The following is a 25,582-nucleotide window of genomic DNA, read 5'->3' as shown; positions in this document are numbered from 1 at the left end:
CACTCCCGTCGAAAGCGGAGGTCAGGCGGCGCGTTCGGGCAGGAGGAACGGATCCCACGCGGGCGTGGGCTTTTCCAGTTCCTTGATCTGCCAGATGGTGCCGCGCGGAGGCTCCGGCACAAAGCGCAGGCTCCAGCCCATCTCGGTCGGGGTGTGGTCGCCCTTGACGTTGTTGCAGCGAAGACAGGCTGCCACCAGGTTCTCCCACGAGTCAGCCCCGCCCCGGGACTTGGGGTGCACATGGTCGATGGTATGCGCTGCCTTGCCGCAGTATGCGCATTTATGGCCGTCGCGTCTGAGTACGCCCCTGCGGCTGACAGCCGTGGAGTGGTTGTATCGGGGCCGGATGTACCGGTTGAGGAGGATCACGGACGGGCGGCCCAGGACGTCCGTGGGTCCCACGACAGGGTCATCCCCTTCGGCCACGACGCTCGCCTTGCCCGTGAGCACAAGCACCAGCGCCCGGCGGAAAGTAATGACCGCCAGCGGTTCATATCCAGCATTCAGAACGAGAGTGCGCATGCACTTACCTCTTCACGGCCGCACCCGTCAGGGGCACGAGGGCCGGCTGCCCTCGGCATGTCCGGGCTATGGATCGACATCACAAGAGTAAACAGAGAAGTGCAAAATCAGGTAATCGCCGCCCGGATTCCCTGCGGGGAACGTTCCCCAGCAGGGCAGGCATCAGTCCCCTGCGGGGAACTTCTTAAACGCCAAGGACCCCCGCTGCGAGGGCGGGGGTCCTTGGACAAGCACTGGCTGTTGCCAGTGCCGGACATGCGGTGCTTACCTGACGTGGATGAAAACCGGCCCGGAGCCCACGTTTGCGCTGAAGACCACGGTGTCGTTGCCGTTGAAGCCGCCATGCACGGCCATGCCGTTTCCGGCGTAAACAGCGATGTGTGCCATTCCTCCGCCACCATCGGCGTAGTAGATCAGGTCGCCGGGCTGTGCCTGGGAAGCAGGCACCGTGTCCCCCAGGGACAGGTAGCCGGCGGGCCAGTCGTGGAAGTGGATGCCGACGGCGGCCAGGGCGTTGGTCACCAGCATGGTGCAGTCCTGGTGGACGCCAAGCTGGGCGTAGGCGGCGGAGAGGATTGCAGCACCCTTGCCGCTGGCAGAAGCCTGGGCTGCGGGAGCGGCCGGGGCAGCGGCGGTGGCGACCTTGGCGGTGACCTTGGGAGCGGCAACGGGCTGGGCGGCGGGAGCAGGGGCAGCTTCCTCCACCTGAACCTGGGGCTCGGGCTCGACGACGGGGGCCGGCGTGGTGGTCACAGCTGGCTTCTCGAAGCTGATCGCAATGGTGGAAGCGGCGGAAATCGGGGCGTCGACGGCGGATTCAACTTCCAGCGCGGAGGCGGGAGCAGAGTCGCGCTTGACGTTGGCATCGGCGGCGTTGGCCGCAATGCCACTGGTCAGGACCAGGCCGGAAGCGGCGGCGATGACCGCAGCCTGGCGGCCCATGCCGCCGGCGTTGTCGCTGACAGCCTTGGCAATGACAGCGATCGAGTTGGTCTTGGTGACCTCGGCGCGGTGCCGTGCGGTAGCACGAGTCGTCATCAGTTCTCTCTTTCGTTTTCCTTGCAACCGCAGGTAGGCAGGCAAAGTGTGTTGGACGCGCCGGCATCTTGGGGGTACGCCGGCGCGTCCCGAACGGGGATGTGGTTTCTAGCGAAGAAGCTTTGGGCAAAGAAATAGCCCTTGGAGCACGGAGCCCAAGAACTATTTGTTGAGGTGGTAGTACGACGAGGTACCGGTGGCTGCAGGCGAGTGGAGCAGCGTGCCCTGTGAGGGGTTGAGTGCGCTGATCATCATGCCGTTGCCGACGTAGATGCCAACGTGGGCGCCGCCGTTCTGGACAACCAGGTCACCCGGCTGCGGCGCGGAGGTGGGGGTCATGATGCTCCACGCGTTGGTGCGGGGAATGCTGATGCCTGCCTGGGCGTAAACCCACTGCACGAACCCGGAGCAGTCCCAGCCGGTGACGGGGCTGGTGCCGCCCCACACGTACGAGTGGCCGATGCCGGTGTAGGCGATGGCTGCGATGCCCGAGGTCGCCGCCGAGGAGATGGTCTGGGCGGTCTTGGCGGCCGGCGCGGCGTCCTGGCCGGCAGCAGCAGCAGCGGTGGCCGTGTCGGTGGACTGGGTACGCACCGGCTGCACCTTGGGAGCAGCGGTGGTTTTGACCACGGGACGTTCAAAGGAAACCGTGGCGGTGGGGGCAGCGGTGACGGCGAGGGCCGTTTGGGCCGAACCGGACTCAGTGGAAGCTGAGACACCGGCAGTGGTATCAGCAGCAGTGGCCGGCAGGCCCATGCTCAGGATCAGGCCCGAGGCGGCTGCCACAACGGCAGCCTGGCGGCCTACGGTCCCGGCATTTGCACTCACGGCCTTGGAAACGGCATCCAAGGGGTTGGTGCGAACCGTTTGCGCACGGTGGCGCGCAGAATTATGGCGTGAAGACACGAAGGTAGCCTCTCCCAATGCCTGCGAGGTGAGCTGTCGGATTCGGATGGGAGTCACCCGGCCACGCTGCTTCCTGGGAAGCTTGTGACTTAACCCCAAGGCCTTCTGGATAAAGGCCGAAATTGGTTCCCCCGCCCCTGCCAGACGATGAAATGCGAACGGACCTTGAGCGGTGGCAGAGTTAGGCAATCCACTCAAGAGCGTCAACTTCGGAAAAGTTGACGCGAGTTAGACGGTACAGCAGTTTTGTTTCAATGTCACATTCAGGTCACGGCTAGTCACGGCGATCTGAGAGTGCGCAATCATTCGGTTACAACCAGCCCATGGGATCGACCACTTCGCCATTGACCTGGACTTCGAAGTGCAGGTGGCAGCCGGTGGATGCACCAGTGGTGCCGCTCAGCGCCACCACGTCCCCGCGGGAGACGGTCTGGCCCACCTTCACATTGAAGGACGACAGGTGGTTGTACGTGGTTTCCAGCCCGTTCCCGTGGTCGATGACCACTCGGTTTCCGCCGCCGAACTGATGCCAGCCCGCGAAGGTCACGGTACCCGTGGCGGCCGCCAGGACGGATGTCCCACACTGCGCCACGAAGTCCTGGCCCCGGTGGAAGTCGCCCGAGCCTCCAGTAATCGGGCTGACCCGGTAACCGAAGGGGGAAGCGGTGGCAAGGGATGCCAGCGGTGCGGCCAGGGTGCCGGCTGACGCGGCACGCGTCACGGAGCCGGCCGACTGGGCACTCAGCAGTTGCTTTAGCTTCCCGTCCGGGTCCGCCTGGGTCACCACGGCGGACCGGCTGAAGTCGATCTGGGCACCGATGTCGGCCGAGATCTCGGGCTGCGGCGTGACAGAGGAGGCTGCAAGCGGGGCGCTGCCGGCGGCATCAGTGGCCATAACGGGACTTGTGGCGGGCACGGTCACGGTCAGCACCAGGCCGGTGGCTGCCAGGGCAATGCCGGCCTTCTGGCCGATGCCGCTGGCAGCGGCAAACTCCGTCATCTGGCGGAACGGACCCCGGCGGCGGCGGGCGTCGCGATGGAGGTCGCGGGGGCGCTCCGCTGCGACAACTTCGACAACCCGCGGCGCCGAAGGGGGGCCGGCAGCACGGCGGCGTCCCCGGGGGGTTTGCATGGTCAAGAAGGGTTCCTCTCTGGAAAAGCCTGCGGAGTTAGCTGTCGGATTCGGGTCAGAGAGATCAAAGACCCGGCCCGCCAAGGGCAAGCTTCTGCGCAGGGGTATTCCCGGAAGAATCCTTCACTGGAGAGGCTTGCTGCTGACGGACTTCACGCCAAGGCAGTCCCCCGCTGCCGCTTGTGGTTCCCCCGCCTCTGCCAGTAACGACTCGTGCACCCGATCCGCTGGCAGAGCTCGGCTCCGGATCAGGTAACGCTTAAGTTTCAAACGACTGGTTCTACTATAGGGGCTTAAGACCCTAGGTAACAATTCCGTTATCTTTGGCTGGAAGGGCAGGTCCGGGGTATGGAAGTTTCGCTTCAGCCCTGCTTGACGGCCACAAAGACGTGTGCGGCAACCTCCGGCGGAAGCTCCAGCGCTCCTTCAATCCCGGCCACCCGCACCGAGATGTAGTCGCCCACGCGCTCCAGGGCCACTGCAGCGCCGGGCCGGATTCCGCCTTCGTCCAACTGCGACAGCAGCTCCGGCTCCACCTGGATCGGCTCCGCGAGGCGGCTGATGGTCACGCCGGAAGCAGGCACGTAGCTCTTCATCGCCTCCACCAGGCTGATGGCGCCGTCACCGAAGCCGGGGGCCGGCCGGCCGCCCAGCGCGGCAAGGCCCGGGATGGGGTTGCCGTACGGGGATTCGGTGGGGTGGTCCAGTATCTCGTAGATGCGGCGCTCCACCCGCTCACTCATCACATGTTCCCAGCGGCAGGCTTCATCGTGGACGTAGGCCCAGTCCAGCCCGATGACGTCCGCCAGCAGGCGTTCGGCCAGCCGGTGCTTGCGCATCACCTCCGTGGCGCGCTTGCGCCCGGTGTCAGTGAGCTCCAAATGCCTGTCACCAGAGACAACAACGAGTCCATCGCGCTCCATCCTGCCGATGGTCTGGGAGACGGTGGGGCCGGAGTGGCGCAAGCGCTCGGCAATACGGGCCCGGAGGGCAACGATGTTTTCTTCCTCAAGCTCCAGGATGGTCCTGAGGTACATCTCCGTAGTGTCGATCAGATCCGTCATCCAGCTCAGCTCCTCGAGCGCAGTACCTTGCGTTGTCCCACCGTATCGCCTCTTCCCGCGAGGTAGTCCGGGGGAAAGCTTAGCCTATTTTGACTTTGTCCGAATAGCTGCGGCCCCAAGGGGAGCCGCAACAGGTGCACGCGGAAGGGTTGCACACGCGGGACACTTGCACGCCCGCCGCGTTGTCTCAGTGTCTGGACTTTGCCGCTGCCGGTTGCCGCCCAGCGCCGCTGTTCAGGCAGAATGGAAAAGGCCTATGGCACAGCCGCCGCCCGGCTGCCGGCCACCACAACCCGCCCGTGCGGACCAAAGCGTTCGTCCCCGCCGAAATTGGAGCACCTGTGAGCGACACCAGCATCACGATTCCCGCCGACCTCCTGCCCAAGGACGGACGGTTCGGTGCCGGTCCGTCAAAGGTCCGGCAGGAACAGATCGATGCCCTCGCCGCAGCGTCCAAAACCATCCTCGGCACCTCTCACCGCCAAGCCCCGGTCAAGAACTTGGTGGGGTCCGTCCGTGAAGGGCTGAGCCAGTTCTTCCGCGCCCCGGAAGGCTACGAGGTTGTCCTTGGCATTGGCGGCTCCACTGCTTTCTGGGATATCGCGAGCTTCGGCCTGGTGGAGAAGAAGGCCCAGCACCTCTCCTTTGGCGAGTTCGGGTCCAAGTTCGCTGCGGCCACCAACAAGGCACCTTTCCTGGAAGCCTCCTCGATCATCAAGTCCGAGCCCGGCACCCGACCAATGGCACAGGCCGAGGCCGGGGTGGACGTTTATGCCTGGCCTCAGAATGAGACCTCCACCGGTGTGGCGGCCCCGGTCCAGCGGGTTTCCGGAGTCGACGAGGGATCGCTTGTCCTGGTGGACGCCACCTCGGCTGCCGGCGGCCTGGATGTGGACGTTGCCCAGAGCGACGTCTACTACTTCGCGCCCCAGAAGAACTTCGCCTCTGACGGCGGCCTCTGGCTTGGCCTGTTCTCCCCCGCCGCTCTTGACCGGGCCGCCCGCATCAAGGCCAGCGGCCGCTGGATCCCGGACTTCCTGGACCTCCAGACTGCCATTGACAACTCCCGCCTGAACCAGACCTACAACACGCCCTCGCTGTCCACGCTGGTGACCCTGGATGCCCAGGTGCAGTGGCTGAATTCCAACGGCGGCCTGGATTTCGCGGCTGCACGTACCGCCGATTCAGCCGGACGCATCTACAGCTGGGCCGAGGCTTCCGATTTCGCCACCCCGTTCGTTGCCAAGCCGGAGGAACGCTCCAACGTCATCGCCACCATCGACTTCGACGAGTCGGTGGACGCCGCCGCAGTGGCCAAGATCCTGCGCGCCAACGGCATCGTGGACACCGAGCCCTACCGGAAGCTGGGCCGCAACCAGCTGCGCATCGCCACCTTCGTGGCCATCGAGCCCAGCGACGTCTCGGCCCTGCTTGCCAGCATTGACTACGTGGTGGGCGAGCTGCGCAAGTAGGCACAGTGGACCATTAGGCCCTGTCCCTACGCTGGCACGCTTGACGTACGACGGCGCCGCCCGGGTTTATCCCGGACGGCGCCGTTTTCGTTGTGGCTGGCAAAGGGCGGGGCCGGCCTCGCGGTAAAGGTGCGGCTAGGCTCCTGCCTGCGCTCCGTCGTCGTCCGCCAATTCCACTGCCGGCGCTGAGTCCCCTTCTGCAGCGTGGCCGGTGCCGGCCTCGGCGGGTTCCGCCGTCAAGGGACCACCGTTCTCCTGGCCGTCTGTTTCCTGGGCCTCTGCTTCGTGGCCACCCGCTTCAGGCTCCTGCGGCTGTTCGTCCTCGGGACGGACACGCTCGGCCCACGGTACCCACTCCGGGGCGAGGATGGAATCCTCGGACGGCAGCAGGCCCAGTTCGTTGACCGTGACCACCTTGGAGCGCGAGTTGCGGGTCAGTACCGCGTACCACTGCCAGCCTGCGTAGCCGGGCAGCCGGGACTCGAACAGGTGCGTCACCAGCCGGTCGCCCTCGCTCTTGGCCGCAAGGTGCGCGCCGATGGTGGCAGCCGGCGTGATGCTTTCCACTGCGGTCCGGGCGGCATCAACAGCCGCGGCCAGGAAAGCGTCAGGCTTGCCCGTACGCCAGACGGGCACGCCTGCCTTGCGCTTGGGCGGGGTCTTGGCAGCCTGCTCCTGCACTGGCGCGCCCGGCTGTTCAGATTGGGGATTCATGGGCGCTTAAACGTCCAGCTCGTCGGCAACCTTGCGCAGGGCGGCAGCAATGGCCTTGCCCTTGTTGCCGTCCGGGTACTTGCCCTTGGAGAGGGTGCCGGACAGATTGTCCAGGACAGTCACCAGATCCTGCACCAGCGGGGCGAGGTCCTTGGCGCTGGGACGCTTCGCCTTGGCAATGGACGGGGTCTTGTCCAGCACCCGCAGGCCCAGTGCCTGCGCTCCCTTGCGGCCGTCCGCCACACCGAACTCCACCCGGGTGCCCGCTTTCAGCTCCGTTACCCCTTCGGGCAGCGACGACTTGGGCAGGAAGACCTCCTGGCCGTCTTCGCCCGCGAGGAACCCAAAGCCCTTGTCCTTGTCATACCACTTGACCTTGCCGGTAGGCACGTAATCAACCTTCTTCGTTCTGCTGTCATGAGACACGGCCGCCTGCCACCGCATCCGCATTGTTGTGCGGGTTCAAGGTATGGCAAGCGCAAACCGTGTTGGTCTGTATCCTTCAAGGTTATCCTGCCGGATGCCCTCATTACGCTTTCCCCAGCACTGTTCCGCCGCAGGCGCAAGGGCGCCGGGAGTGTTTAACCCCACCAATGCAGCCGCTGTAGCGTTACGTCCATGACTCCTTCGCGTTACCGGCGGCCGCTGATGGTCCTCGCCGCTGTTATTGCCGTGCTGTCCCTCATAGCCGTAGGGATGGTCATGGCGCTTGCCTTCACCGGGTCGGTGGCCCCCACGTGGGTCACCTACTCCGCGCTGTACGGCCTCCCGGTGGCCTTCATCCTGATGCTGGTAGTGGTCCTGGACGGCGTCGCCGCCCGTCGGCGGGCGGGAAAGGCTGAGCGGCGGTAACGTTGGAGTGATGTCCCTTATTCGCGCGCTTGGCATGGAACTGGAGGCACGCAGCGACGATTCGCTGCGGGCGTTGTTCGCCGCGCGGCCGGACCTCATCTCCCCCTCCGTTCCGGATTTCGCGGCGTTGGCGGCGCGCGCCACTTCCCGTGTCAGCGTCCAGCGCGCCCTCGAGCGGCTCAACCGCCCGCAGATGCAGGTCCTGGAGACCCTGCACCTCTGCACCAACACGGACACCGGGCACAGCGCCTCGGCGGAAGGCCTGCACCAGCTGATCCGCGGTTCCTCGCCGGCAGTCGTTGAGCAGATCATCGGCACCCTGCAGGAGCTTGCCCTGGTGCACCCCGCCGCTCCCCCGCACGGCACCCCTGCCGCGGCCGACCAGCAATTCTTCCTGCCGGTGGGCTCGCTCAAGGACGTGGTGGGCATCTACCCGGCAGGGCTGGGGCGGAGCTACACGGAGCTGGTCCGCCTTCAGCCGGCCTTCGCGCAACGGGCGGTGCAGCTGGTCGCCGAGCTGCACCGCAGCGGGTTCGCGATCCACGGCGCCACCACGCCGATGGAGGCGGCTCTGGCGCTTCAGCACTGGACATCGTCCCCCGAAGCCCTGCAGGACATCCTGGCCAAGGCCCCGGAGCGGACGACGGCGCTGCTTGCCAAGTTCCGGAACTGGGCCATGGGTGCCGTCCCCCAGGCGCAACGGAAAGCCTCGGTCGCCACGGAGGGGGCCGACGTCGGGCCCGTGGACTGGCTCCTTGCACGCGGGCTGCTGGTGCCGCTGGACGCGGCGCACGTTGAGCTGCCGCACAGCGTGGGACTGGCACTGCGCGGCGGCGCAATCATCAATGACTTCACCCTTTCACCGCCGGTTGCCGAACTTGGCCGCACCACCGCGGCGCTGCGCAGGAATGCGGCCCTGAGTGCTATTTCCGAAACCCTTCGGCTGGTCTCCGAACTGTTGCATGCGGTTAAGACGCAGCCGCTGGCCACCCTGCGAAGCGGGGGCGTGGGCGTCCGCGAGCTGCGGCGGCTGTCCGACCAGCTGCGCATTGACCAGGGCGCGGTGGGCCGGCTGCTGGAGCTGTGCGGCCTGGCCGGCCTGATCCGCCTCGACGTCGATTCGTCATCGTGGGTGCAGCCGCCGGAGCTGGAGTGGCTGGTCCTGCCCCGGCAGGAACAATGGCTGTGGCTGGTGAACGCCTGGCTGGCCAGCGAGCGCGTGCCCTCCATGGTGGGCCAACCCGTTAATTCAGCGCCTGGAGCGGCGGCCGCCCGCTCGGCCTCCGGCACCACGATCGCCGCCTTGTCCGCGGGTGCCCAGCGCCCGGATGCCCCGGTGGTCCGCAAACGCATCCTGGAAATCCTGCTTGAGCTGACGCGGGAAGCCGAGGACGGCGACGGTGGCGCGCCCGTCCTTGATGCCGCCGCGGTGCTGCAGCGCGCCGAATGGTCCCAGCCGCGGATGGCCCGGCGGTTCAGTTCCCTGATCCGGGGCGTCCTTGCCGAGGCTGAAATGCTGGGCCTGGTGGGCTCCGGGGCCCTGAGCCAGCTGGGGAGCGCCTTCGCGGAGGACGACCCCGATGCCGCCCTTGCCATTCTGGGCGAACATCTGCCCGCCGCCCTGAACCACGTGCTGCTGCAGGCTGACCTGACCGCTGTTGCTCCCGGTTACCTCTCCCCTGCACTGACGGAACAGCTCCAGGGAATGGCCGACGCCGAGGGGCAGGGTCCTGCCACCATTTACCGGTTCTCCGCGGAGTCGATCAAACGCGCACTGGACGGCGGCTACGACGCCGCCAGCCTGCTGGCGTTCCTTCGGGAGCACTCGGCCACGGCGGTTCCCCAGCCGCTGCAGTACCTGGTGGAGGACACCGCGTCGCGGCACGGCAGGCTGCACGTAGGCCAGGCTGCGAGCTTCATCCACAGTGAGGATGAAACCGCGCTTACGGACCTGCTGGCGGGACCGAAGGCTGCCCAGTTGGGCCTCGTCAGGCTGGCCCCCACGGTTGTCGCGTCCTCCGCGCCGCCCCGCGAGCTTGCCGCCGTGCTCCGCAGCCTGGGCCTCTCGCCGTCGGTGGACGGCGCCGAACCCGCAGCGCACCTCCGCCGGTCCGCTGCACCCCAGGAGAGCCTGCGCCCGGTGTACACCGCCCCGCGGATGGCGCCCGCGGCTGAGGAAGTGGAAGCGCAGCTGGACGTGCTGCGGCAAGCCGGCACCGCCGTCGGGCACCACCCCGGAGCAGCGAGCGGCAGCGAGGTTGCCACGCAGCTGGGGCTTGAGGCGCTGCAAAGGGCCATTCGGCTCAAGCAGCGGATCAACATGAACGTGGTGGACAACCTGGGGAATGCCAGCCTGGAAGTTGTTGTTCCGCTATCAGTAAGCGGGGGCAGGGTCCGCGTGTTCGATCCGGCCAAGGACACCGAACGGGTCCTGTCCGTCCACCGCATCATCGACATCGAGGCCGCAGAGGAACTGCGCCAGTAAAGGATTCCCCCGCGTGACCGACGGACCCCTGATCGTCCAAAGCGACAAGACCATCCTCCTCGAGGTGGACCACGAGCTGGCCACCGAAGCCCGGCACGCCATTGCGCCCTTCGCCGAGCTGGAACGTGCGCCCGAGCACATGCACAGCTACCGGCTTACCCCGCTGGGCCTGTGGAACGCCCGTGCCGCCGGGCTGGACGCCGAAAAGGTACTGGACGCGCTGCTGAAATACTCCCGCTTCCCTGTGCCGCATTCACTGCTGATCGATGTCGAAGAAACCATGTCCCGGTACGGCCGGCTGCGCCTGGAAAAGGACCCCCGCCACGGGCTGGTCATGCGGACCGATGACTATCCCGTCCTGGAGGAAGTGATCCGGGCCAAGAAGATCGCCCCGCTGCTGGGACCCAGGATCGACGGCGAGACGGTAGTGGTGCACGCCTCGCAGCGGGGGCAGCTCAAGCAGCTGCTGCTGAAGCTCGGCTGGCCCGCGGAGGACTTGGCCGGTTATGTGGACGGCACCCCGCACCTGATTTCGCTCAATGAAGACGGGTGGCAGCTCCGGCCGTATCAGCGCCTGGCCAGCGAGAACTTCTGGGCGGGCGGCAGCGGGGTAGTCGTGCTGCCCTGTGGCGCCGGCAAAACCCTGGTGGGCGCCGCGGCCATGGCCACCGGTTCCACCACAACACTGATCCTGGTCACCAACACCGTCGCCGCCCGGCAGTGGAAGGACGAACTGCTCCGGCGCACCTCCCTTACCGAGGAAGAGGTGGGTGAATACTCCGGCGCCCTCAAGGAGGTGCGGCCGGTAACCATCGCCACCTACCAGGTGCTCACCACCAAGCGGGGCGGCATCTATCCCCATCTGGAACTGGTGGACGGCCATGACTGGGGACTGATCATCTATGACGAGGTCCACCTCCTTCCGGCACCGATCTTCCGGATGACCGCAGACCTGCAGGCGCGTCGGCGGCTTGGGCTGACTGCCACCCTGGTCCGGGAGGACGGCCGCGAAGGCGAGGTTTTCAGCCTGATCGGTCCCAAACGGTACGACGCGCCGTGGAAGGACATCGAGTCCCAGGGCTACATCGCACCCGCGGACTGCGTTGAGGTCCGGGTGGACCTGCCCAAGGACGAACGCGTCGCCTACGCCATGGCCGATGACGCCGACAAGTACCGGCTCTGCGCCACCTCCGAATCCAAGACCCGGGTGGTGGAGGAACTGGTGGCCCGGCACACGGGTGAACAGCTGCTGGTGATCGGCCAGTACATCGACCAGCTGGATGAGCTCGGCGAGCGCCTGGAGGCGCCCGTCATCAAGGGCGACACGTCGGTCAAGGTACGGCAGAAGCTCTTTGATTTGTTCCGCGCGGGAGAACTGCAAACCCTGGTGGTGTCCAAGGTGGCCAACTTCTCCATCGACCTGCCTGAGGCTTCGGTGGCCATCCAGGTCTCGGGCTCCTTTGGATCCCGGCAGGAGGAGGCCCAACGGCTGGGCCGGCTGCTGCGGCCCAAGAAAGACGGCCGGGCGGCGCGCTTCTACTCCCTCGTGGCACGCGACACCCTGGACCAGGACTTCGCCGCCAAGCGCCAGAGGTTCCTGGCAGAGCAGGGGTATGCGTACCGGATCATGGACGCCAAGGACGTTGCCGCAGCCGACTGATCCGCCGCGGGCGCCCTCCTAGCGGATGTATTCCGAGCTGTCCCGCTCCATGGTTCCTGTCCGCGGGTCCAGCTGGGGGCGTTCGTAGGCAAGTTCCCCGCCGCTGCGCCCGCCAAAGGGACGTCCGTGGTCAGCGAATTCCTCCCGGAAAAATGCCAGGCACCACTGCCCCATTTGCATCCTGGCACCTGTCCGCAGCACGGAGGGCCCGTTGCGGCGGACACTGCCGCTGACGTCCGCATGCGGTACCAGCACGTATTCGTCCTGGTCGTCGTGCACAATTTCGGCGTGGAGTGCCTCCAAACCCTCCAGCTGGACATCGGATCCATCGCCGCTGCCGATGGTCGTGACATCTCCCGTGAGGGCTACCTCCCGCGGAATCTGCCCCGTCCACGTGGCGGCGTCCTGGACGAAGATCAGGCGCGGCCGTCCACCACCCCTGGCGTAATGGGTGGTGGTAATGCGGCGGACAATGTTCCGCTGGACCGTGGGGACCAATGGCAAAGGTGTGGACGGCGGCAGCAGCGGTACCCCCTTGGACCCACGCCTGCCCTGCCTGACCAGCGGGAGCAGGGAGCCGAGTTTGCCCAGCTTGATGTGGGGTGAGCGCGTCACCAGCCGTTGCGAAGCAGGGCTGTCCACCTTGCCCAGGCTGACGATGTTGCCGTCGGGGCCGGCCAGGGTGACGGTCAGCCCCTTGCGGGCGAGCATCTCAGCCAGCGGCTTGACCTCATCCAGCGACGGCAGGCCGCTGCCGGTCAACGGCCCCAGCCCCTCAAGGGACACCGTCACTTCCGTTCCCGCTGCCCTGGCCCTGCCCGATGTGACCGCACCGGATTCGTCGGTGTACGAAAAGTCCAGATCAACGTCCAGACGGTTCTCCGCCATTTTGGTCAGCCGCGGTTCGCGTCCGGCCCGGAAACGTCCCGGTCGCTGGTGGTGACCCGCAGGCTGCCATTGAGCTTCCAGGTGGCACGCGGCGCGTCGGGGCCAATATCCCGCGGAACTTCGACGGTCATGTCGATGAACTGGTAATTGATGGCTGCACCCTTGCCAGTGAGATAGGACCACATCTCCTCGGCAAGGTCTGCCCAGTCCCGGATCGTGCGGTCGCCTGCGGCTGCGTTTTCGGTGGCGCTCAAGTCAGTCATGATGATCTATCCCCTTCATTGGGTCAGGAACTATCCAATAACTACCGGTGTTGGCGCGGCTCCCGCCGGCGGATGCATGCACTCCGGGGGAACCGTTGGAACGCTGGTGCGCCGGGCGCAGGTGCCCGGCAAGCATCACTGTATTCCGGCGCCACAGGCTGCGGAAGACGGCAGGGGCTGAACGTTCTTTCCACAAATTGGGTTCCCTGATGCAGAAAGGGGCTGCTGGACTCAGACTGTAAGTATGACTACAAGAATCGTTCGTGCCACCCCCGGCCCCGGGCAGGAATCGGTGTGGGACTACCCCCGCCCGCCCCGGATCGAAGCCAGCAGCGAGCGCATCCGCATTGTCCTGGGCGGGGAGCTGATCCTCGACACCACGGATTCACTGCGGGTCCTGGAGACCAGCCACCCGCCCGTGTACTACGTCCTCGAGTCGGCATTTGCCGCCGGCGCGCTGGAGCCGTCCTCGGGCAGCAGCTTCTGCGAGTTCAAGGGCGCTGCGAAGTACCTGACCGTCTGCGGCGGCGGGAAGGAAGCGGACAGCGCCGCGTGGTCCTACCCCGAGCCGGCGCCAGGTTTTGAGGCGCTGGCCGGCAGGGTTGCCGTCTACCCGGGCCGGATGGACTACTGCGAGGTGGACGGTGAGCGGGTCACTGCACAGCCGGGCCGCTTCTACGGCGGCTGGATCACCAGCCGGGTTGTGGGCCCTTTCAAGGGGGAACCGGGAACCATGGGCTGGTAAGGCCAAGCCCATCATGCTCACAACGAATATCCAGACAACTCCCAGAGACTGGGAGCATGATGGGAGCATGAACAAGAACGGTCCAGAAGCCAGGCTGCTCGTCGTTGATGATGAACCCAACATCCGCGAGCTCCTTTCCACGTCACTGCGGTTCGCCGGCTTTGAAGTGGTCTCCGCAGCAAACGGGCGCGATGCCCTGGCCGCGGCCGACACCCACGCCCCTGACCTGGCCGTGCTTGACGTCATGCTCCCCGACATGGACGGATTTACTGTCACCCGCCGGCTCCGCGCCTCCGGGAAGCACTTTCCCGTCCTCTTCCTGACGGCAAAGGACGACACCGAGGACAAAGTCACCGGACTGACCGTGGGCGGGGACGACTACGTCACCAAGCCCTTCAGCCTGGATGAAGTGGTGGCGCGCATCCGGGCGGTGCTCCGCCGGACCCAGCCCCTGCTGGACGACGACGCCGTGATCCGCGTGGACGACCTGGAACTCGACGACGACGCCCACGAAGTACGGCGCGGCGGCACGGTCATCGAGCTCTCCCCCACGGAGTTCAAGCTGCTGCGCTACCTCATGCTCAATCCCAACCGGGTGCTGTCCAAGTCGCAGATCCTGGACCACGTCTGGGAGTACAACTTCAATGGCGATGCGTCCATTGTTGAGTCCTACATCTCCTACCTCCGGCGGAAGGTGGACATCGACCCCGACGCACCGGCCCTGATCCAGACCAAGCGCGGCGTGGGCTACGTGCTGCGGACGGCCGAAAAGCGCTGACCTTGCTCAAACGGTGGAAGTCGGCCTCGCTCAGGTCGCAGCTGGTGGCCATGATCATGGCCCTCCTGATCGTGGCCCTGACGGTGACCGGAGCCGTGACGCTGACCCTCCTCCACACCTACCTCCAGGGCCAGGTGGACGACAAACTCAACGCCGCCGTCGACTCTGCCCGGAAACAACGCTCGTTCACCCAACTGCAGGCACCCAGCCCAATCCCCACTGACTACTCCCTGATGCTTTTCACCCCGGGTGAGCAGCCGTACACCTTCGGCGGGGACCCGGACGACCATCCGGACATCGGCAACATTTCGGTGGAACAGGCCCAGGCGCTCCAGCTGGCTCCCTTCCAGGTCCGCGGGACGGACGGCGAAAACTGGCGGGTGGTGGCGGTGACCGTCCAGAACGGACCCACCACGTCCGTGGTGGTGATCGGGCTGCCCCTGGAGAGCGTCGACGACGTCCTCAAGCATGCCACCCTGGTGGTCACCGGCGTCGGCCTGCTGACCCTGCTGCTCGCCTCGCTCATAGCCAGCTGGACCGTCTCGCGCGCCTTCCGGCCGCTGGCCAGGGTGGAGAAGACAGCCGCCGCCATTGCCGCCGGCGACCTCTCCCGGCGTGTGGAAGTCGAAAACCCTGCCACCGAGCTGGGCCGGCTGAGCAGTTCCCTGAACGCCATGCTGGCACACATCGAGACCGCCTTCGCGGCGCGGACCGCCTCGGAGGCCAGGATGCGCCGCTTTGCCGCTGACGCGTCCCACGAGCTGCGCACTCCCCTGGTGACCATCCGTGGATTCTCCGAGCTGTACCGCCACGGTGCCCTGGCGACGGACGAGGACGTGGCCACGGCCATGGGCCGCATCGAAAGCGAAGCCAAGCGCATGGGTTCCATGGTCGAGGACCTGCTGCTGCTGGCCCGCCTGGACGAGCAACGGCCGCTGCAGCAAAAGCCGGTGGACCTGCAGCTGATTGCCCATGACGCGGTGGTGGACACCCAGGCCAGCGACCGTTCCAGGGCGATTTCGCTCACGGGGCTCGACGGCGGAGCAGCGGCCCCGGCACCGGTCCTTGGTGATGAGGCCAAGCTGCGCCAAGTGGTGGGAAACCTCGTAGGCAATGCCTTGCGCTACACCCCGGAGGGCAGCCCCATCGAACTGGCCGTCGGGGTCCGCCAAACCGACGGCGGAGAACGGTCCATCATCGAAGTACGGGACCACGGGCCGGGCATCTCGGAAGAAGACGCGGCCAAGGTCTTTGAACGCTTCTACCGGGCGGACACTTCCCGGACCAGGGAGACGGGCGGCAGCGGACTGGGCCTTGCCATCGTGGCAGCCATCGTGGGATCCCACGGGGGCACGGTGCGGGTGGAAAAGACCGACGGCGGGGGCGCAACCCTGGTGGTAAGCCTTCCGCGGCGTGCCGACACACCAGGCAGTGACAGCGACGGCGGGCAGGACGCCGCTGACGACAGTACCGCCCGGGCCGCGGGCAGCGACGGATCGGTTATCCACATATAACCCGTGGCCGTGGCTCCCGCCTGGCACTGCTCCGTAGGCTCGTCACAGCAGCCCGGACCCGCCGGGCGCGGGACCCCTTGAGGACCCGCCGCAGCGAAAGGCACAGCCATGAGCATCATTTCCGTCGACACCGAACTACTGCAGCTGAAGTCGGCCAACGTCCAGGCCACCGTGGACCGGATCAGCGCTGACGTGCAGACCATGAAGCGGGGCCTGGATGAGCTGCAGGGCTCATGGCGGGGTTCCGCGGCCACCAACTTCCAGGCACTCGTCACCGAATGGACCATCACGCAGGGCCGCGTGGAAGCGTCGCTGGCGTCCATCAATGCCGCCCTTGCCTCTGCGGCCGCCACCTACGCGCAGGCGGAGCTGGGGAACACGCAGCGGTTCAGCTGATGCGGCGTCTCACGTGAGGGCGCGGCCCCTCCGCCAGCACAGCCCCCTGCTGGTACTCCGGTTCTAGGCCTCCGGGGTTCCCTGGTGGAACCTCAGCCGCCACCGGCCGCTGTCCAGGACCCACAGCGAGCTGCGGAGCGTCGTGCCGGACCGGGCGAAGCTTCGGTACGTCAGCAGGACCGCGCTGGTGCCGATGCGGTCGGCACCCAGGATTTCAATGTCGGTCCGCTCGCCGGGGTCCTCTTCGAGGGCCATCATCATGGCGTCCCGGGTCCAGACCCTTCCCGAGCTGCCGATCTCCATGAAGTCCGGGTGCAGAAGGACCGCGGTCCGGCCAATGTCCCCCCGCACCAGCGGTCCCAGGAGTTCGCGTTCGAGTTCCTCCACCAGCGCCTCGGGCGGGATGGAGCCTGCCCGCTGCGTTGCCTCGGCCACTTCAAGGGCTTCATCGTCCAGTTCGCTGAACAGGTCCAGTTCATCGAAGGCCGACACGGGCTCGGGGACGGATCTGCGCTGGTTGGCCCCACCTGCGGGTACACCCGTGCTGGGTGCTGCCGGGCGTGCCGCTGCCCCGCCTGCTGCACCAGGGCGCGCTGATTCCCGGGGTACTGCCGGCGTTTGGGCGGGGGCAGCAGCCGGGATGTCCAGGGTGGCCGGCGGGAGGCCCACACCGGAGGGGGCCTGCGCGTGCGGGGCAGGCTCGCGGCCGTTCTGGCCGCGTGAAAGGTCGTGCTGTGCACCCGGGTGGTGTCCGCCGGGGAACCCCGGGCCGGAACGTGCGGCCACGCCCTGCTGGTAAGCCGTGGCCGCGGCCCTGGCCCGCTCGTCGGCGGCCTCGTTGAGGTCGTGCCCGGCGTGGCCCTTGACCCACTCGAAGGTGTAGGTACGGCCGGCCAGTTCGCGATCGAGTTCCTTCAGCAGTTCCACGTTCAGGACAGGCTTTCCGTCGGCCTTGCGCCAGCCCTTCCGCTTCCATCCCGGCATCCACTTGGTGATGGAGTTGATGACGTACTGGCTGTCACACAAGATGCGCAGGTCCTCCCCGGGGAGGTGCGCAGTGGCGCGCAAAAGGTCAAGGACAGCCATCAGCTCCCCCTGGTTGTTGGTCCCGTGCGGCCAGCCACCGGCCCGCCAGCAATCGTCATTCACATACCAGGCCCATCCCGCCGGGCCAGGGTTTCCCAAGGCCGAACCGTCAGCCGCTGCAGTAATCGTCACCAATCCATCCTGCCAGAAGCAGCCGGCAATGGGTTGCGGCCGCCTTACTGCAGCCCATTTTGCTGGGGCTGCCGCGGCCTCGGGCTGCGCGTCCCACGCCGGCAGCCTTACGCGCGCAATTTTCGGAAAACGCTTACCGAAAAGCCTTGACGGGGATGTAGACCACGCGAAAGAATCGCACCATAACTCGAGAAAACGGTTTCTGAGGCGCAGCTTCTTCAGCTCGCAAGGCTGCCAGAGCGTGACGGAACCAACCGAAAGGAACATCAATGACGATTCCAGTCGTAAGCCGCCGGAGGTTTCAGCTTGGCGCTGCGGCCGTGGCTCTGTCCATCCTGGCCACGGGCTGCGGTGCCGCCGGCGGCTCGGGCGGTTCAGGCGACAACGGTCAGGTGACCCTGCGGTTCGCCTGGTGGGGCAACGAGTACCTGAACGGACAGACAAACAAGGTCATCGCCGCGTTCGAAGCGTCCCACCCAAACATCAAGATCAAGGCCGAGCCGGGCGAATGGTCCAGCTACTGGGACAAGCTGGCAACCAAGACCGCCGCCAACGATGCGCCCGATGTCATCCAGATGGACCAGAAGTACATTGCCGAATACGGGGGCCGCGGGGCGCTGCTGGACCTGTCCAAGCAGAAAGGCATCGACACGTCCAAGCTGGACAAGGAGGCACTCGCCTCAGGCCAGTACGATGGCGCGCAGTACGGACTGAGCACCGGCCAGAACGCCTACGTCATCATGGCCAACACCAAGGTATTCCAGGCGGCAGGCGTTCCGGTTCCCGACGACAAGACGTGGACGTGGAAGGACCTCATGGACACTGCGGCGAAGATCAGCGCCGCAGGCGACGGAAAGAGCTATGGAGCCGCGTACGGCAGCAACGAGGCCGACCTGATCATCTGGCTCCGCCAGCACGGCGAGAACCTGTACTCGGAGGACGGCAAGCTCGACTTCGAGACCGCCACGGCTGCCTCCTTCTGGGAGCGGCTCAAGGAGCAGCGCGATTCAAAGGCCAGCCCGCCGGCAAACGTAGCGACGGAAGACGCAGGAGCGAGCCTTGAGCAGAGCCTCTTCGGCACCAACCGGGTAGGCATGGCCTGGTGGTGGACCAACCAACTGGGTTCGCTGGAAGCCACCACCGGCAGCAACATCAAGATGCTGCGTGCCCCGAGCGTTGACGGCGCCTCGGCCGAAAACGGCATGTACTACAAGCCCACCATGTTCTGGTCCGCTTCCTCCCGCTCCAAGCATGCCCAGCAGGCAGCCGAATTCATCAACTACCTCACCAACAGCCCCGAAGCCGGCGCCATCCTCATGACGGACAGGGGCGTGCCCACCAACAGCGAAATCGTCGCCGACATTACGCCCTCACTGAAGCCGGCCGACACCACGGTGGTCAACTTCCTGAAGGACATCGCTCCGGATATCAAGGATGCGCCTCCGGTTCCACCAGTGGGTGCGGGCAGCGTCCAGAACGTCATCAAGCGCTACACGGATGAAGTGTTGTATGACCGCCTGACCCCGCAGGCTGCCGCGGAGGCCTTCAAGAAGGAAGTCCAGGGGATGCTGGATTCGGCCCGGAAGTAGAGCCCCGGACGGGCCCTTCCCCAGGCACAAAAAAATGCGGCCCCCTCACCAGGAGGGAGCCGCATTTTTTTGTTGGCGGGAGGGGTTCCCGGCCGGGAGGCTTAGAAGCCGCCCATGCCGCCCATGCCGCCCATGTCGTCGCCGCCGGCAGGGGCAGCAGCCTTCTCCGGCTTGTCAGCAACCACTGCTTCGGTGGTCAGGAACAGGCCGGCGATCGAAGCTGCGTTCTGCAGGGCAGAGCGGGTCACCTTGACGGGGTCGTTGACGCCGGCAGCCAGCAGGTCGGTGTACTCACCGGTTGCTGCGTTGAGGCCGTGGCCGGCGGGCAGGCCGCGGACCTTGTCGACAACCACGCCCGGCTCCATGCCGGCGTTGAAGGCGATCTGCTTCAGCGGCGCGTCGATGGCAACGCGGACGATGTTGGCGCCGGTTGCTTCGTCACCGGACAGCTGAAGGTTGGCGAATGCCTTGGCACCGGCCTGGATCAGGGCCACGCCGCCACCGGCGACGATGCCTTCCTCAACTGCAGCCTTGGCGTTGCGGACTGCGTCCTCGATGCGGTGCTTGCGCTCCTTGAGTTCAACCTCGGTGGCGGCACCGGCCTTGATGACTGCAACGCCGCCGGCCAGCTTGGCCAGGCGCTCCTGCAGCTTCTCGCGGTCGTAGTCGGAGTCGGAGTTCTCGATCTCGGCGCGGATCTGGGACACGCGGCCTGCGATCTGGTCGGCGTCGCCGGCACCTTCGACGATGGTGGTCTCGTCCTTGGTGACGACAACCTTGCGGGCCTGGCCCAGGAGCTCCAGGCCAGCGTTCTCCAGCTTGAGGCCAACCTCTTCGGAGATGACCTGGCCGCCGGTGAGGACGGCGATATCGGCCAGCTGGGCCTTACGGCGGTCACCGAAGCCCGGGGCCTTGACGGCGACGGACTTGAAGGTGCCGCGGATCTTGTTGACGATCAGGGTGGCCAGGGCCTCGCCCTCGATGTCCTCGGCGATGATCAGCAGCGGTTTGTTGGACTGCATGACCTTTTCCAGGACAGCAACCAGTTCCTTGACGTTGGAGATCTTGGAGTTGACGATCAGGATGTACGGGTCCTCAAGGACCGTTTCCTGGCGCTCTGCGTCGGTGACGAAGTAGGCGGAAATGTAGCCCTTGTCGAAGCGCATGCCTTCGGTGAGCTCGAGCTCCAAGCCGAAGGTGTTGGACTCCTCGACCGTGATGACGCCTTCCTTGCCCACCTTGTCCAGGGCTTCGGCGATGAGGGCACCGATCTCGTCGTCACCGGCGGAGATGGAGGCGGTGGCCGCGATTTCTTCCTTGGTTTCGATTTCCTTGGCGGAGTTCAGCAGTTCGGCGGTGACGGCGTCAACGGCCTTCTCGATGCCGCGCTTGAGGGACAGCGGGTCGGCGCCGGCGGCAACGTTGCGCAGGCCTTCCTTGACCAGTGCCTGGGCCAGGACGGTTGCCGTGGTGGTGCCGTCGCCGGCAACATCGTCAGTCTTCTTGGCAACTTCCTTGACCAGCTCTGCGCCGATCTTCTCGTAGGGATCGTCCAGCTCGATCTCCTTGGCGATGGAAACACCATCGTTGGTGATCGTGGGGGCGCCCCACTTCTTTTCGAGGACGACGTTGCGTCCACGCGGGCCGAGGGTGACCTTAACGGCGTCGGCGAGGGTGTTCAGGCCACGCTCAAGGCCGCGGCGTGCCTCTTCATCAAATGCAATGATCTTGGCCATAACGGCAGTAGTCCTTTCGGGACAGTCGTTAAGAATGAACCTTCGCTGCAGTGCCCGCGACGGACGATCCTTTAACGGCGGCCTCTGTATGCCTCCGCGCAGGGATCTCACTGAAGTGAGGTGTTTCTTTCGCTCCTCGGCCGATGCAGGGCGCCGCCGGCCGGAACCAGGCTTTGCTTTAGCAGTCGGTACGTCAGAGTGCTAACTCAATAATTAGCACTCCCCAGGTTAGAGTGCAAGCGATAAGACGCGCGGACAAGGCGCTGGCCGCAGTGGCTTCGCCCAGGGCGATCAGCCGGAGTGTCCGGCTGTTTCATGCCCGGTGGGGCTGGGGTTGTTGTCCGCCCCATAGGTGAAGACCGAGAAGGCAGCTGTGGTGATGTCCCCGTTGGTGTCGAAGGCAACCGGGCCGGATTCGCCGTCGTAGTTTATGTCCGGGCCGGCGGCGAGGCCGCCAAGGCACTCCTTGTAACTCCGGCAAGGAGCCTGCGGCGTACCCGCCCCGGGGGCAGTTCCGCCCGAGACCGCGATGAGGTTCGCGGCGATGGACCGCCCCGCGTCATCCTGCGCCCGGGCCGCAGCGAGTGCCGCCAACGTCACGGCGTCATAGGTTTCGGCAGCGTAGGAGACGTCCTTCAGGGAGGCGTCCACCGCCAGCAGTTTCCCTTGGAAGGCTGCCGTGGGGAGCTGGCCGGGGACGACGGCGCGGGCGCCTTCGAGGGCCCGCGCCGGCAGACCGGATCCGTAGCGGGCGAAGGCGCCGTCACTGAGGATGAACTTCGAACCGCTGAGGCCGGCGTCGTGGAGCTCTGCCAATGCGCCCTGCGCACCATCCCTGGCCACCAGGACGACGGCGTCCGGAGTGGCTTTCGCAACGGAGCGTGCGGCTTCGGCGGCATCCCCCGGTTTGAAGCCCACCCCGGGCAGGACCTTAAGCCCGGACTGTTGGGCAGCTTCGGTGACCGCGGCGGAGAGGTCCTTGCCGTAGGAACCCTCCTGGTAGAGCACGCTGATGCTGGCGGCCCCGGCGTCCTTTGCGAGCTTGGCCAGCACGGGCCCTTGTGCGACGTCGGCTGCGGCGGTTCGGAAATAGTAGCCTCCGCTGGCGCTCGTCGAGAGGCCGGCAGCAGTGTTGGCCGGGGAGATAAGCGGCACGTGGGCCCGGGACAGGATGTCCACGGCGGCGGTTGCGTGGCTGGAGTCCGTGGGTCCGATGGCTATGTCCGCCTTGGCAGCCGCCAGATCCTTGGCCTGGGCTGCAGTGTCCTGGTCCGGGTGCACCGGCAGCAGCTCCACGGGCCGGCCTTTGTGTCCGCCGGCGGCGTTGATGTCCTGGATGGCCGCTTTGGCTGCGGCCAGCTGGGGTGCGTTGAGGAAGGCGTTGTCGCCGGTGTTGTCAAGGATCAAGCCCACCCGCAGGACGCCGTCGCCGGAGGCCTCCGCGGATTCTGTCCTGGCGTTGCCGCCGGTGCCGGCGCAGGCCGTCATGGAAAGGAGGCCTGCCAGGGAAAGGGCGAGTCCTGCCAAGGCACGCGCTGGGGAATGGTGGGGCATCGTCACTGCGCGGGCCGTACGTTTTCTGCCTGGGGGCCCTTTTCGCCCTCGCCGATCTCCAGCTGCACCCGCTGCCCCTCGGCCAGGGCCCGGTAACCCTCCCCCTGGATCGCGGACCAGTGGACAAAAACGTCGTCACCGGAGCCGTCAACGGTGATGAAGCCGTAGCCCTTTTCAGCGTTGAACCATTTCACGGTTCCCAGTGCCATGATGGACAACTCTTTCCGTTGGGGCCCGGCCTCGGGGGCGGGCCGGAGTAGATGGAGGGCTTGCGGCTACCGGTAACCCGGGCCGAGCACCACCACGAGCGGTACCTGGAATTCGGTGCTGTTCACCACAGTGGGGATGTTCAACAGTCCGGCAAGCTCCTGCGCGCTGGCCAGCTGCTGCGGGCCGGCATAGAAGATCACGGAGGACTTCTGCGGGGCGCCGGACCAGTTGCCTACCTGGCCGAGCCGCCAACCGTCAGCCTGGACCGTTCCGCCCACACGGCTGGCCAGTCCTGCGGTGCCGGCAGCGTTGTAAACCGCCACTGCCTGGGTCTTGTCGACGACGGCCTGCTGGGTGGCGGAAGGAGTTGGCTCGGGCCCGCTGCCCTGGGTTGGTTCGGCAGAGGCGGACGGGGCCGGGGCTGACGCCGGCGCTGAGGATCCCAGGGTGGGCGAAGGCGTGGACCCGGTTCCGGCCAGCGGGGCTGATTCGACGGTTGCCGAGGCCTGGCTGGCGGTGGTGTTGAAGCCGAGCTTGGGAAGGATCAGGAAGGAGACCAGTCCAATGGCGAGGGCGGCCACGCCCACCGCCAAAATGGGCCACAGCCGCACGCGGGACGGGGCCGAGGCCGTCCGGTGGACACCTTGTCGCGACGCGGTCTCCGGGACCTTGTCGAATTCATCGCGGGCGTATCTGGTCATGGTGGAAGGACATCCTTGTTGATTGCGGCTGTTGTCCCGGCCTGGGGCGTCTAAGCGTCGGATCCCAGGCGCCGGGCGGTGCGTGCACGGTGGCGCGACGTACGTAGTCTACGCAATCTCTTCACCAGCATGGGATCGTGGGCCAGGGCATCCTCGCGGTCGATCAGTGCGTTGAGGAGCTGGTAGTAATGCGTCGCGGAGAGATCGAAGAGGTCGCGGATGGCTTGTTCCTTGGCTCCCGCATACTTCCACCACTGCCGTTCCAGGGCCAGCATCTGCTGTTCGCGCTCGGAAAGCGAGGACTCGCGGAGGCTGAAATCCGCCAGGAGGGACTTCCCTGGATCCTGCTCCGGCAGGTGTTCCCGGGCCGGTTCCGCCACGGCGCACTCCTTCGCTGGTTACGGTCAATGACTTACCCCTATGCTACCGGCCGAATAACACGAGTGTCATTTGCGGTGCCTGCAACAATGGAACGATGTTTGAATCGGATGCGCTGTTCGAGCTGCAGCAGGACCCGGCGGAGGCCATCAGCTTTGCGGACCTGGCCCAATTCCCGCTGGCAGAGCTCATGGCTCCGGACTGGGCCGCGGCCCTCCACAGCGTGGAAGGCCAACTCCGGAAGGTGCTCGCATTTTTGGCAGGCGAAGAGGCTTCCGGGCACCAAATCCTCCCACCGCCGTCGAACGTCCTGCGCGCCTTCCGCCAGCCCCTCGCGGGCGTGAAGGTGCTCATCGTCGGGCAGGACCCCTACCCCACGCCGGGACACGCCGTCGGGCTGTCATTCTCCGTTGAGCCGCACGTCCGGCCCCTTCCCCGCAGCCTGGTGAACATCTACCGCGAGCTGGAATCTGACCTGGGCATTCCGCCGCGCGTCCACGGTGACTTGTCGGCATGGACGGAACAGGGCGTGCTGCTCCTGAACCGGGTACTCACGGTCCGGGCTGGGGCGGCGGGTTCCCACCGCGGCAAGGGCTGGGAGGAGATCACGACGGCGGCAGTCACCGCGCTGGCCAACCGCAAGGCTGCGGACGGGTCTAGGATGCCGCTGGTGGCAGTGCTGTGGGGCAAGGAGGCCGAGGGCGTTCGGCCGCTCCTGGCCGGAGCCCCCGCCGTCAGCAGCGCCCACCCCAGTCCGTTGTCTGCCTCGCGCGGGTTCTTTGGCTCCCGGCCGTTCAGCCGCGTCAACCAACTGCTCCGGGAACAGGGTGCGCTGGACGTAACCTGGGAACTGCCGCCGTCGCCCTAGCTTAGGCTTGCCTTATGAGCACTGTCCCTGCCGCCACCAGCGCCACCAAGAAGAGCCGCCCACAGGTCAACCTGAAGGTGCTGCGCAAGGAGCAGCTGTCGCCGCACATGGTCCGGATCGTGGCCGGCGGCGAGGGCTTCAGCGACTTCACCAACAACGGGTTCGTGGACCGGTACGTGAAAATCGTCTTTCCGCAGCCCGGCGTCCAGTACCCCTCTCCCCTTGATCTCTGGGCCATCCGGGAGACCATGCCGCGGGAACAGTGGCCCTTCACGCGCACCTACACGCTGCGCTGGGTTGACCCGGAGGCCCGGGAGCTCGCCATCGACTTTGTAGTCCACGGCGACGAAGGACTGGCAGGTCCTTGGGCGGCCGGGGCCCAGGCCGGTGACCCGCTCACCTTCACCGGTCCCGGCGGCGCCTACAACCCCAACCCGGACGCGGACTGGTACCTGTTTGCCGGTGACGAAGCAGCCCTGCCAGCCATCGCCGCCTGCATTGAGTCACTGCCGGCAGCGGCAACCGGCCTGGCCTTCCTGGAGGTCGGTTCCGAGGCCGACATCCAGTCCATCTCCGCCCCTGCCGGCCTGGCGATCACCTGGCTGCCGCGCAACGGCGTTCCGGCAGGGTCCAGCGATCTGCTGGTGAGGGCTGTGGCCGGGGCCGAGTGGCCAGCAGGCACTGTGGATGTCTTTGCCCACGGCGAGCGCGGGTACATGAAGGCACTGCGCGAGGTGCTCTTCAAGCAGCGGGGCCTGGAGCGCCGGCAGGTGTCCCTTTCGGGGTACTGGGCGCAGGGCCGGGTGGAGGATGTGTTCCAGGCCGAGAAGAAGCTGCCGGTCGGGCAGATTCTGTAGGCCGGATCCAGCCGCGGTGCCGCGTGGGTTAGTGGCGGCACC

At 66.3% G+C, this 25,582-nt stretch carries 26 protein-coding genes and 2 riboswitches; of the genes, 11 read left to right on the top strand and 15 right to left on the bottom strand.

The window, feature by feature from the left end; translation table 11 throughout:
* Positions 1 to 21 precede the first annotated feature (21 nt).
* The 5 genes from LFT44_RS03800 to LFT44_RS03780 form a co-directional block, all read right to left on the bottom strand.
* On the bottom strand, positions 22 to 522 hold the full coding sequence (locus LFT44_RS03800) for an HNH endonuclease (RefSeq protein ID WP_236801179.1): 501 nt from the start codon (positions 520 to 522) through the stop codon (positions 22 to 24).
* Between the two features lie 264 nt (positions 523 to 786).
* Complete coding sequence (locus LFT44_RS03795) at positions 787 to 1,560, bottom strand: NlpC/P60 family protein (RefSeq protein WP_236801178.1); 774 nt, start codon at positions 1,558 to 1,560, stop codon at positions 787 to 789.
* Positions 1,561 to 1,722: 162 nt separating this feature from the next.
* Positions 1,723 to 2,346 carry a C40 family peptidase gene (locus LFT44_RS03790; protein WP_442863764.1) on the bottom strand — a complete coding sequence of 208 codons (624 nt, stop codon included), beginning with the start codon at positions 2,344 to 2,346 and terminating at the stop codon, positions 1,723 to 1,725.
* Between the two features lie 124 nt (positions 2,347 to 2,470).
* A riboswitch (cyclic di-AMP (ydaO/yuaA leader) is annotated at positions 2,471 to 2,648 on the bottom strand.
* Positions 2,649 to 2,776: 128 nt separating this feature from the next.
* Positions 2,777 to 3,598, bottom strand: coding sequence for a M23 family metallopeptidase (locus LFT44_RS03785; protein WP_236802787.1), 822 nt, complete (start codon positions 3,596 to 3,598; stop codon positions 2,777 to 2,779).
* A 12-nt stretch (positions 3,599 to 3,610) separates the two neighbouring features.
* Positions 3,611 to 3,841, bottom strand: a riboswitch (cyclic di-AMP (ydaO/yuaA leader).
* 119 nt (positions 3,842 to 3,960) lie between these two features.
* Entirely contained in the window at positions 3,961 to 4,662 is a 702-nt protein-coding gene (locus tag LFT44_RS03780) for a metal-dependent transcriptional regulator (RefSeq protein ID WP_236801176.1), read from the bottom strand.
* A gap of 341 nt (positions 4,663 to 5,003) precedes the next feature.
* Here LFT44_RS03780 and serC point away from each other — a divergent pair, with 341 nt between their 5' ends.
* Positions 5,004 to 6,134, top strand: a complete 1,131-nt coding sequence (gene serC, locus LFT44_RS03775) for a phosphoserine transaminase (RefSeq protein ID WP_236801175.1) — start codon at positions 5,004 to 5,006, stop codon at positions 6,132 to 6,134.
* Between the two features lie 135 nt (positions 6,135 to 6,269).
* Here serC and LFT44_RS03770 read toward each other — a convergent pair whose 3' ends face one another.
* Together LFT44_RS03770 and LFT44_RS03765 are read right to left on the bottom strand one after the other, a co-directional pair.
* Entirely contained in the window at positions 6,270 to 6,848 is a 579-nt protein-coding gene (locus LFT44_RS03770; protein WP_236801174.1) for a DUF3027 domain-containing protein, read from the bottom strand.
* Between the two features lie 6 nt (positions 6,849 to 6,854).
* The gene (locus LFT44_RS03765) at positions 6,855 to 7,238 is read right to left on the bottom strand and encodes a cold-shock protein (protein ID WP_018762148.1); all 384 of its coding nucleotides are present in this window, start codon (positions 7,236 to 7,238) and stop codon (positions 6,855 to 6,857) included.
* A gap of 228 nt (positions 7,239 to 7,466) precedes the next feature.
* Between LFT44_RS03765 and LFT44_RS03760 the strand changes: the two genes are divergently transcribed.
* From LFT44_RS03760 to LFT44_RS03750, 3 genes are read left to right on the top strand one after another with little or no spacing between them, the layout of a single operon-like run.
* Positions 7,467 to 7,700 carry a hypothetical protein gene (locus LFT44_RS03760; RefSeq protein ID WP_236801173.1) on the top strand — a complete coding sequence of 78 codons (234 nt, stop codon included), beginning with the start codon at positions 7,467 to 7,469 and terminating at the stop codon, positions 7,698 to 7,700.
* A gap of 10 nt (positions 7,701 to 7,710) precedes the next feature.
* Entirely contained in the window at positions 7,711 to 10,185 is a 2,475-nt protein-coding gene (locus LFT44_RS03755; RefSeq protein WP_236801172.1) for a helicase-associated domain-containing protein, read from the top strand.
* 13 nt (positions 10,186 to 10,198) lie between these two features.
* A complete protein-coding gene (locus LFT44_RS03750) occupies positions 10,199 to 11,845 on the top strand; it encodes a DNA repair helicase XPB (RefSeq protein ID WP_236801171.1) in 1,647 nt (548 codons plus the stop codon).
* Positions 11,846 to 11,863: 18 nt separating this feature from the next.
* On the opposite strand, the gene LFT44_RS03745 is transcribed toward LFT44_RS03750, so the two are convergent.
* Together LFT44_RS03745 and LFT44_RS03740 are read right to left on the bottom strand one after the other, a co-directional pair.
* On the bottom strand, positions 11,864 to 12,733 hold the full coding sequence (locus LFT44_RS03745; RefSeq protein ID WP_236801170.1) for an FHA domain-containing protein: 870 nt from the start codon (positions 12,731 to 12,733) through the stop codon (positions 11,864 to 11,866).
* 5 nt (positions 12,734 to 12,738) lie between these two features.
* On the bottom strand, positions 12,739 to 12,996 hold the full coding sequence (locus LFT44_RS03740) for a hypothetical protein (protein ID WP_236801167.1): 258 nt from the start codon (positions 12,994 to 12,996) through the stop codon (positions 12,739 to 12,741).
* A 244-nt stretch (positions 12,997 to 13,240) separates the two neighbouring features.
* Between LFT44_RS03740 and LFT44_RS03735 the strand changes: the two genes are divergently transcribed.
* From LFT44_RS03735 to LFT44_RS03720, 4 genes are all read left to right on the top strand, one after another.
* Positions 13,241 to 13,741 carry a DUF427 domain-containing protein gene (locus LFT44_RS03735; RefSeq protein ID WP_236801166.1) on the top strand — a complete coding sequence of 167 codons (501 nt, stop codon included), beginning with the start codon at positions 13,241 to 13,243 and terminating at the stop codon, positions 13,739 to 13,741.
* A 67-nt stretch (positions 13,742 to 13,808) separates the two neighbouring features.
* Positions 13,809 to 14,519 (top strand): response regulator transcription factor, encoded by a 711-nt coding sequence (locus LFT44_RS03730; RefSeq protein ID WP_142131055.1) that lies wholly within the window; start codon positions 13,809 to 13,811, stop codon positions 14,517 to 14,519.
* A 2-nt stretch (positions 14,520 to 14,521) separates the two neighbouring features.
* Positions 14,522 to 16,033 carry a sensor histidine kinase gene (locus tag LFT44_RS03725; protein ID WP_236801165.1) on the top strand — a complete coding sequence of 504 codons (1,512 nt, stop codon included), beginning with the start codon at positions 14,522 to 14,524 and terminating at the stop codon, positions 16,031 to 16,033.
* Between the two features lie 108 nt (positions 16,034 to 16,141).
* Positions 16,142 to 16,429 carry a WXG100 family type VII secretion target gene (locus tag LFT44_RS03720; RefSeq protein WP_236801164.1) on the top strand — a complete coding sequence of 96 codons (288 nt, stop codon included), beginning with the start codon at positions 16,142 to 16,144 and terminating at the stop codon, positions 16,427 to 16,429.
* Positions 16,430 to 16,492: 63 nt separating this feature from the next.
* On the opposite strand, the gene LFT44_RS03715 is transcribed toward LFT44_RS03720, so the two are convergent.
* Positions 16,493 to 17,647, bottom strand: a complete 1,155-nt coding sequence (locus tag LFT44_RS03715; protein WP_236801163.1) for a ribonuclease HI family protein — start codon at positions 17,645 to 17,647, stop codon at positions 16,493 to 16,495.
* Between the two features lie 269 nt (positions 17,648 to 17,916).
* On the opposite strand from LFT44_RS03715, the gene LFT44_RS03710 reads away from it, so the two are divergent.
* Entirely contained in the window at positions 17,917 to 19,236 is a 1,320-nt protein-coding gene (locus tag LFT44_RS03710; protein WP_236801162.1) for an ABC transporter substrate-binding protein, read from the top strand.
* Positions 19,237 to 19,337: 101 nt separating this feature from the next.
* Here LFT44_RS03710 and groL read toward each other — a convergent pair whose 3' ends face one another.
* The 5 genes from groL to LFT44_RS03685 all read right to left on the bottom strand — a co-directional run bounded on the left by groL (position 19,338) and on the right by LFT44_RS03685 (position 23,817).
* Positions 19,338 to 20,972, bottom strand: a complete 1,635-nt coding sequence (groL, locus tag LFT44_RS03705; protein ID WP_142131065.1) for a chaperonin GroEL — start codon at positions 20,970 to 20,972, stop codon at positions 19,338 to 19,340.
* A gap of 291 nt (positions 20,973 to 21,263) precedes the next feature.
* Positions 21,264 to 22,526, bottom strand: a complete 1,263-nt coding sequence (locus tag LFT44_RS03700; RefSeq protein WP_236801161.1) for an ABC transporter substrate-binding protein — start codon at positions 22,524 to 22,526, stop codon at positions 21,264 to 21,266.
* 2 nt (positions 22,527 to 22,528) lie between these two features.
* Positions 22,529 to 22,735: a cold-shock protein gene (locus LFT44_RS03695; protein WP_236801159.1), complete on the bottom strand. Its 207-nt coding sequence runs from the start codon at positions 22,733 to 22,735 to the stop codon at positions 22,529 to 22,531.
* 66 nt (positions 22,736 to 22,801) lie between these two features.
* Positions 22,802 to 23,437, bottom strand: coding sequence for a LytR C-terminal domain-containing protein (locus LFT44_RS03690; protein WP_236801158.1), 636 nt, complete (start codon positions 23,435 to 23,437; stop codon positions 22,802 to 22,804).
* 50 nt (positions 23,438 to 23,487) lie between these two features.
* Positions 23,488 to 23,817: a DUF3263 domain-containing protein gene (locus LFT44_RS03685; RefSeq protein ID WP_236801157.1), complete on the bottom strand. Its 330-nt coding sequence runs from the start codon at positions 23,815 to 23,817 to the stop codon at positions 23,488 to 23,490.
* Between the two features lie 95 nt (positions 23,818 to 23,912).
* Here LFT44_RS03685 and LFT44_RS03680 point away from each other — a divergent pair, with 95 nt between their 5' ends.
* Positions 23,913 to 24,683: a uracil-DNA glycosylase gene (locus tag LFT44_RS03680; RefSeq protein WP_236801156.1), complete on the top strand. Its 771-nt coding sequence runs from the start codon at positions 23,913 to 23,915 to the stop codon at positions 24,681 to 24,683.
* Positions 24,684 to 24,697: 14 nt separating this feature from the next.
* The gene (locus tag LFT44_RS03675; RefSeq protein ID WP_236801155.1) at positions 24,698 to 25,540 is read left to right on the top strand and encodes a siderophore-interacting protein; all 843 of its coding nucleotides are present in this window, start codon (positions 24,698 to 24,700) and stop codon (positions 25,538 to 25,540) included.
* The last annotated feature ends 42 nt before the right edge of the window (positions 25,541 to 25,582 follow it).

The sequence above is a fragment of the Arthrobacter sp. FW306-05-C genome (assembly GCF_021801725.1).
Classification (GTDB): Bacteria; Actinomycetota; Actinomycetes; order Actinomycetales; family Micrococcaceae; genus Arthrobacter.
Note: the sequence above shows the minus strand (reverse complement) of the source record. Positions and strands in the feature narration are given on the sequence as shown.